The organism is Mesorhizobium sp. M0571, assembly GCF_040320985.1.
GTDB lineage: Bacteria > Pseudomonadota > Alphaproteobacteria > Rhizobiales > Rhizobiaceae > Mesorhizobium.
The window spans coordinates 20,154-27,882 of record NZ_JAMYQT010000061.1; the positions used below are offsets into that span (position 1 = coordinate 20,154).

6 protein-coding genes are annotated in these 7,729 nt (G+C 60.0%); all 6 read right to left on the reverse strand.

The annotated features are described in order from the left end of the window. Window positions 1–485 precede the first annotated feature (485 nt). Complete coding sequence (cyoD, locus tag NKI85_RS33425; protein ID WP_352531413.1) at window positions 486–881, reverse strand: cytochrome o ubiquinol oxidase subunit IV; 396 nt, start codon at window positions 879–881, stop codon at window positions 486–488. Continuing rightward, the gene (cyoC, locus tag NKI85_RS33430) at window positions 878–1,504 is read right to left on the reverse strand and encodes a cytochrome o ubiquinol oxidase subunit III (protein ID WP_352531411.1); all 627 of its coding nucleotides are present in this window, start codon (window positions 1,502–1,504) and stop codon (window positions 878–880) included. The genes cyoD and cyoC overlap by 4 nt, the downstream gene beginning before the upstream one ends. After that, window positions 1,501–3,480, reverse strand: coding sequence for a cytochrome o ubiquinol oxidase subunit I (cyoB, locus tag NKI85_RS33435; RefSeq protein WP_352531445.1), 1,980 nt, complete (start codon window positions 3,478–3,480; stop codon window positions 1,501–1,503). The genes cyoC and cyoB overlap by 4 nt, the downstream gene beginning before the upstream one ends. Before the next feature lie 2 nt (window positions 3,481–3,482). Beyond that, on the reverse strand, window positions 3,483–4,361 hold the full coding sequence (gene cyoA, locus NKI85_RS33440) for a ubiquinol oxidase subunit II (RefSeq protein ID WP_352780195.1): 879 nt from the start codon (window positions 4,359–4,361) through the stop codon (window positions 3,483–3,485). 1 nt (window position 4,362) lies between these two features. Then, window positions 4,363–5,394 carry a heme o synthase gene (locus tag NKI85_RS33445; protein WP_352531407.1) on the reverse strand — a complete coding sequence of 344 codons (1,032 nt, stop codon included), beginning with the start codon at window positions 5,392–5,394 and terminating at the stop codon, window positions 4,363–4,365. A 372-nt stretch (window positions 5,395–5,766) separates the two neighbouring features. Continuing rightward, a complete protein-coding gene (locus NKI85_RS33450; protein ID WP_352531405.1) occupies window positions 5,767–7,479 on the reverse strand; it encodes a thiamine pyrophosphate-dependent enzyme in 1,713 nt (570 codons plus the stop codon). Window positions 7,480–7,729 lie beyond the last annotated feature (250 nt).

Below are 7,729 nucleotides of genomic sequence, written 5' to 3' on the forward strand. Positions count from 1 at the left end.
CCCTTTGAGCCCCGATCGAGGACTATTGCATTTTGTGCAGGGCATTCACGACCGGGCAGAACTCTTCGAGACGCGTGGAGGGGTCATTGCAAAGCCTGACCACTTCCTCCTCCTTTTCCTTGGGCATCGACTTGCCGCCTTCAATTCAAGCATTGGCCTCAACGTCTTCAGATTCGAATCATGTAAAACGGCGCAGTGGTGGCAGATTCATCGAGCGCGCCGGCGAGTGCGGCGCTGCCAATAGCAGAAAAAGCAAATGCAGCAGCAAGGCTGATGGCTTTGGAGTTCGTGGTCTGGTCCTTCTCTCTCGGGTTAAGCGGTCATCCCATCGACGGCCGCGCTGGTAATTGGGTGATCGCTCGCCTGCCGGATCGACACCCTCTGGTTCGACGGTGAAGGCCAGCATTGAGAGGCAATCCTGTGGCACCATCACGGCGGTGTGGCGCCATAGGCGGTGAGCTAGCCTAGGCTGCCCGCTCAAAGGGTCAGTAGTGCATTTGCATATCCATCGGGCCGGCAGGCGGCATCATTGAGCCGTTCAGGTTGGCCATGATCACAAGGGAACCGGCCATCACCAGGAACACGATGAGCACGCCAAAGGCGAGCGCGAGCACGTTGTTGGTGTTGTCCGGGCCGGTCGTGAGGTGCAGGAAGAACACCAGGTGGACACCCATCTGGGCAATCGCGAGGACGGCAAGGCCGAGAGGAATTCCGGCTGCCCAGAGCAGTGATGTGTTGGCCACCCAGAACGACAGGCCTGTCAGTATCACCGCCAGAAGCAGGCCAATGGTGTAGACGAGCACCCCGGAGGAGATTGGCTCATCCTTGTCGGTCAATATCGACCGGTCGCCGGGAGCGCGATCGTAACGTGTTGCAGTCATGGAGCGATTCCCATCAAATAGACCACCGTGAACAGCCCAATCCAGATGATGTCGAGCGCATGCCAGAAGAGTGAAAAGCACTGCAGCCGACGCAGTACGGGTGCCTGAAGCCCTTTCACCGCGACCTGCGCCATCATCACCCCCAGCCAGATCAGACCGGCGGCGACATGAATTCCGTGACAGCCAACGAGGGCGAAGAACGATGAGAGAAATGCGCTGCGTTGGGGGCTCGCGCCATGTGCGATCATGTCGGCGAATTCGCGCATCTCCAGAGCGAGGAACGCAGCGCCGAGCGCGAAGGTGAGCAAGGCAGCCAGATATGTGCCGTGGCGGCGTCGCGAGTTGACCGCCAATGCCATCAGCCCGCATGTGTAGCTGGACGCCAGAAGACAAGCGGTTTCGATGGCGACCCTACCCTGACTGAATAACTCGGCGCCGGTCGGTCCGCCCGCGGTGGCATGCCGCAACACTGCGTAGCCGGCAAAGAGCGCCGAGAACATGACGATGTCGCTCAGCAGGAAGATCCAGAAGCCGTAAGCAACGACAACGCGCTTTGGCGCCGGGCCGGCTTCGCTCGCGCTCGGCAAAGGTTTACCAGCCTCAACGGCAACGGTGACGTTCATATCGCCACCCCCGCCCGGTAAAGCCGATCGAATTGGGCGAGCTGCATTGCCGGCACCTCGGTTTCGTCCCCATCGCGAAAGGCGAAGATGAGTATCGTCAGGAACGTGCCGAATAGTCCCAGCCCGGCCATCCACCAGATGTGCCAGATCAGGGCGAAACCTATGACGACGGCAAAGAAGGCGTTGACGAACCCGACTGGGCTGTTCTTTGGCATTTCAATCGGCTCGTACTGGGGCGGTGGCTCGGGTTGAGCCTGCTGTTCGCCGGCGCGTTGTTTCGTGACCCAGTAGGTGTCCCGCTCGGCCACCTGCGGCAGGACCGCAAAGTTCCAGGCCGGCGGCGGCGAGGCCGTGGACCATTCCAGCGTGCGGCCATTCCAAGGATCGCCGGTCACGCGAAGCAGGTCGCGGTCGCGGATCGAGACAACCAGCTGCACGATCTGGCAGGCAATCCCGCCCAGAATGATCACGGTGCCGATCGTCGCCACGACCAGCCATGGCTGCCAGGCGACATTGTCATAGTGCTGCATGCGCCGGGTCATGCCCATCAGGCCCAGCACGTAGAGCGGCATGAAGGCGACGTAGAAGCCGATCAGCCAACACCAGAACGATGCCCTGCCCCAGCGCTCGTCGAGCTTGAAGCCGAATGCCTTGGGGAACCAATAATTGTAGCCCGCCATGACGCCGAACACGACGCCGCCGATAATGACGTTGTGGAAATGCGCGACTAGGAAGAGACTGTTGTGGAGCTGGAAATCGGCCGGAGGCACTGCCATCAACACGCCGGTCATGCCGCCAATGACGAAGGTCACCATAAATCCCACCGACCACAGGATCGGCACCTCGAAGCGGATGCGCCCGCCGTACATCGTGAACAGCCAGTTGAAGACTTTCACGCCTGTCGGCACGGCGATGATCATGGTCATGACGCCGAAGAAGCCGTTGACGTCGGCGCTCGCGCCCATCGTGAAAAAGTGATGCAGCCAGACGAGGAAGGAGAGGATGCAAATCGCCATTGTAGCAGCCACCATGGAGCGATAGCCGAACAGCGGCTTGCCCGAGAAAGTTGCGACGACTTCCGAAAAGATGCCGAACGGCGGAAGGATCAGGATGTAGACTTCCGGATGACCCCAGACCCAGAACAGGTTGACGTACATCATCGCATTGCCCTGTCCGTCGACCGTGAAGAAGTGGAAGCCGAGATACCGGTCGAGCAGCAGCATCGCCAACGTGGCGGTCAGAACCGGAAAGGCCGCGACAATGAGAAAGTTGGCCGCAAGCGAAGTCCAGCAGAAGACGGGCATGCGCATGTAGCCCATTCCCGGTGCCCGCAGTTTCAGGATTGTGGTGACGAAATTGATCCCGGTCAGGAGAGTGCCGACGCCCGAGATCTGCAGCGACCACAGATAGTAATCGACGCCGACGCCGGGCGAGAATTGCAGCTCGCTGAGTGGCGGATAGGCGATCCATCCCGTCTTGGCGAATTCACCGACAACCAGGGAGACGTTGATCAGCAGGACGCCCGAGGCGGTCAACCAGAAGCTCACCGAGTTCAGCGTCGGAAAAGCAACATCGCGGACGCCAAGCTGCAGCGGCAGGACGAAGTTCATCAGGCCAATGACGAACGGCATCGCCACGAAGAAGATCATGATGGTGCCGTGTGCCGAGAAGACCTGATCGAAATGCTCCGGCGGCAGATACCCTTGGGAGCCGCCGGCAGCGACGGCCTGCTGCGCCCGCATCATAATCGCGTCGGAAAATCCGCGCAGCAGCATGACCAGCGCCAGCAGGAAGTACATGACGCCAATCCGCTTGTGGTCGACGGACGTGATCCATTCGCGCCACAGATAGGGGACATATCCTTTCAGCGTGACCCATGACAGGATGCCGACGATGGCCAGGACCATGAAGGCCCCTGCCCCCATGATGATCGGCTGGTCGAATGGGATGGCGCTCCAGTCGAGCTTGCCGAGCAGGTTCATTTGTCTGTCCTCTGTGACGTCAGAACTGCGAGCCGCGCCGGATCATTCGGCTGCGCAGCAAAGCTCTGGATGTGATTGAACAGGTCGGGAGCGACGTCGCGGTAGGTGAAAGGCGATACGGCTTCGCTTGGCCTGGCCAGATCGGCATAGGCTTGTGCCTCGAGCATCGGGCCGGCGTCGCGCGTTGCGTTCACCCACTGCGAGAAGGCCGCGGCTGGCACCGCATCAACGGCAAACCGCATGTCGGCGAAACCCTCGCCGCTATACTGGGCCGACAGCCCTCGATAGGTTCCAGGATGGTCGGCCTGCAAGTGAAGATGCGTTGCCATTCCCGCCATGGTGTAGATTTGGCCGCCGAGCTGCGGGACGAAGAAGCTGTTCATCACGCCCGAGGAGGTCAGTTCGAAGCTGACCGGAGTACCAGCCGGGATGGTCAATCGATTGACGCTTGCGATGCCCTGGTCGGGATAGATGAACAGCCATTTCCAGTCGAGCGAGACCACCTGAACCCTGACAGGGTCGACGGCGGAAGCAATTGGCTTGCGCGGATCGAGGTCATGCGCGCCGACCCAGGCAACGCCACCAACCAGCAGCACCGTCATGGCAGGGATCGACCAGACGAGCAGTTCGAGACGACCCGAATACTCGAAATCGGGCAAGTAGCGAGCGCGCCCATTCGAGGACCGAAACCAAAAGGCGACACCGAGTGTGGCGAGGATCGTTGGGATCACGATCGCCAGCATGATGCCGAGCGAGTTGAACAGAACCAGTCGTTCGGCGGCGGCAACAGGTCCTTGCGGACTGAGAACACCTTCCGAACAGCCCGCGAGCGTCACTACACCGATCAAGCTGGTAGCGAGCAACCTGAGCCGCATATCAAACCTCATCTGTGCCGGTGGTGATTGAAATGCCTGCGGCTCGGGCTGCATTGGGCAGAGCTTCGGCGTGGACAGTCCGGGAACTGAACACAGGCGTGGAGCGCTGCGGCTGATCGGCGTGGTCGATCAGGACCGCTGCAAACAACACGAACAAATAGAAAATGGAGAAAGCGAACAGACGGCGTGGAGCGCGGCGGTCGGCCTCGTCGCTTATGCGCAACTGGATCGCGAGCACGACAAGTTTTGCTCCGCATCCGATGGCTGCCGCAGCGTAGATTGGGCCGGCAAACCCGAGCGCCCAGGGCAGCACGGAAGCCGCAGACAAGAGCGCGCAGTAGATCAGGATCTGCCGCGTCGTTGCGGCGCGCCCTGCAACGACGGGCAGCATTGGTACGCCGGCACCGGCATACTCATCCGTGCGGTTGAGGGCCAGTGCCCAGAAATGGGGCGGCGTCCAGAGGAAGATGATGAGGAACAGGACCAGCGGCTCGATCCCGATTTGGCCAGTCGCAGCTGCCCAGCCAATGACCGGCGGAAGTGCGCCGGCAGCGCCGCCGATGACGATATTCTGTGGCGTGAGCCGCTTCAGCCACGCCGTGTACACAATGACGTAGAAGAGGATTGCGAGCGCGAGCAGTGTGCCCGCTGCGACGTTGGTCGCCAGGGCAAGTACCGCGATCGCAGCCATCGCAAGAACAATCCCGAATACGAGAGCTTCGATCGGCAACACCTTGCCGCGTGGGATTGGCCGCTTCGCAGTACGCGCCATGACGGCGTCAATATCGGCGTCGTACCACATATTGAGCACTGCGGCGGCGCCGGCCCCCGCAGCGATCGCGAGAACTGCGACGAACGCGTTGAGGGGATGCAGGTCAACCGGGGCGATAACCAATCCAACGAACGCGGTGAAGACAGCAAGCACCATCACTCGTGGCTTCATGAGCATGCAGAAATCAATTGCACGGGTGTGCAATAGACCGGCCTCGCCCCGAGTCTGGCTAAACTGATAAGCAATGGTCTTGACGCTCATTTCTGCTGCTCCGAGTTCATTCGAATAAAGGCCATTGAAGCGTCGTCATCGAGGTCGTCACTATTCCTCGAGCTTGCATCTTCTAGGGGAGTTATGCTTGTACGGTGCTGCTGAACCGGTACCGATCATGCTCAAAGATTGGGTTGCAATTCTGCCTTACCCCTCAGAGAGGTGAATTCCTCAGCAAGACAGGCGCATCCAATTCACGTCTCGGGGAAGCCTCCTCGCTTCGGTCATACGGGTCAGCACGATCACGATCCGAGCGGACACTGACGTGAAGCCCTACGCGCAGTTCGATAAATGGTTGGCCTGGCGACAGCATCGCCTGCAGCCGCAGGGCCGCATTTGCCTGTTCGACACGACGATGCCGGGTCACAGGAAGTTTTCCCTCACCATTTCCCAAACATCCCCTCCCCGACCGTGCAAAACGGCGCGAGCTGAATAAAGCGCCATGCCAACTGCTGGTGCCGCGGCCATGAATGGTGGCATGACCAGCTGCAATGGACTGACGTGCACGTGCAGCAGCGCGGGCCCCGGTTGCGCAAGCCAGTCTTTGACGCTCGCTTCAAGGTCGTCGGCCTTGGAAACCGTTTGGCCCCAGAGGCCCAACGCTCGCCCAACTTCGGCAAAGTTCGGGTTTTTTAGCCGCGTGAATGTATCGAGCATCCCCTCGGCCTTCTGCTCGATCTCCACGAAGCCGAGCTTGCCGTTGTCATACACCGCAATCTTGATCGGCAATTCCTCCTGCACCACGGTCATCAGGTCCCCGAAAAGCATTGAGAGCCCGCCATCGCCGGCCAGACAGATGACCTGGCGGCCTGGCTGAGACTTCTGCAGCCCAAGGGCCGATGGCAAACCGCCAGCCATAGTTCCATGCAGCAGACTGGCGAACGTGCGGCGCCGACCATTGGTTTCGATGTAGCGAACAAGCCAAGCGGCCGGTGTGCCATCGTCCGCAGAAAATACCGCGTCCTTCGCGGCATGGCGGTTGATCGCCTCGGTGAGGTAGGTTCCAGGAATACACCCACCGTGACCCGCGACAGCCTTTGTCTTTTCCGATTGCCTGGCTTTGGCATAGCGCCGCACGTATTGGTCACGGAAGGAGGCGTCAGTGCGTTCCCCCAGCTTCGGCAGCAACGCTTCCAGGGTTGTTTTCACGTCGCCGACAACACCTTTTGTGACCGGATGCCGTCGGCCGAGATGTGTCGGGTCGATATCGACTTGCACAATCTTCGCCTTGTCGGGATAGAATTGCCGCCACGCAAAATCGGCCCCCAGAAGCAGCAGCGTGTCGCAGTTGAGCAAGGCGTGATAGCCGGCCTCATTGCCAAGCATCCCGGTCATGCCGATGTTGTAGGGATTGTCGAACTCCAGGAAGTCCTTCCCGCGCGAGGTATGAGCGATCGGGGCCTTCAGCCTCTCGGCAACGGCGAGGATTTCCTGATGCGCCCCCTGGCAGCCGGATCCGCCATAAATGGCAAGGTTCCCGCTTTTGTTGAGTATCCCTGCGATTTCGTCGAGATCAGCATCACTCGGACGAACAACGGGCTCTGAAACGTGAACTGCGTACGGAATGTCATCGTGCACCGTTGAGGCGGAAACGTCCGCCGGGACGATGAGAACGGCGACACCCCGCTTCGACAAGGCGGTTTGGCAGGCGATAACGGTTTTGCGTCGCGCCTGCTCCGCCGTGTAGATCATGTCACAGAAGACGCTGCAGCTTTTGTAGATCTGCTTGAAATCGACCTCCTGGACGAAATCGAAGCCCAACTCATCGCGAATGATCTGGCTTGCGATGAGAATGACCGGCGCGCGGTTTCGGTTTGCTTCAAAAATCCCGTTGATGAAATGCAGGCTGCCAGGGCCGCAACTTCCGGCGACAGCCGTCAAGTGACCCGTAAGTTGTGCTTCGGCCTGTGCCGCGAAAGCCCCGGCCTCCTCGTGTCTCACTGACACCCACTCGATCTTGCTTCGCTCGAGCGAACGCGCGATCAGATTGAGCGTGTCGCCCACGATGCCGTAACAATGTTCGACGCCTGCGCTCTGCAGCGTTTCAACGATGATATCTGCTACCTGCTTGCTCATGCCGCCTAACACCTAGATCGTTTCAGGGTCTCAACATGTGGCTTCCCTGCTGGCTGATCTTGGTTGGGACTGCGAGGACTTGTATCGGATTGCCGCGATAGTTCGGCGAATTGTCCCCGCTCGTCCCTTCATCATCTTTCTCGTGAAATTACAGCGGAGGCGTTCGCCCGCTGAGAAAACCCCAGCCTCGCGAGCCCGGCCCGGATCTCCGGACAGCTCATGAACAGTTGCCACAGGAGCCCGCTCCGGT

Coding starts and splice junctions, on each gene's coding strand:
- cyoD (WP_352531413.1), bottom strand. CDS start 881: ATGACTGCAACACGTTACGATCGCGCTCCCGGCGACCGGTCGATATTG.
- cyoC (WP_352531411.1), bottom strand. CDS start 1,504: ATGAACGTCACCGTTGCCGTTGAGGCTGGTAAACCTTTGCCGAGCGCG.
- cyoA (WP_352780195.1), bottom strand. CDS start 4,361: ATGCGGCTCAGGTTGCTCGCTACCAGCTTGATCGGTGTAGTGACGCTC.
- NKI85_RS33445 (WP_352531407.1), bottom strand. CDS start 5,394: ATGAGCGTCAAGACCATTGCTTATCAGTTTAGCCAGACTCGGGGCGAG.
- NKI85_RS33450 (WP_352531405.1), bottom strand. CDS start 7,479: ATGAGCAAGCAGGTAGCAGATATCATCGTTGAAACGCTGCAGAGCGCA.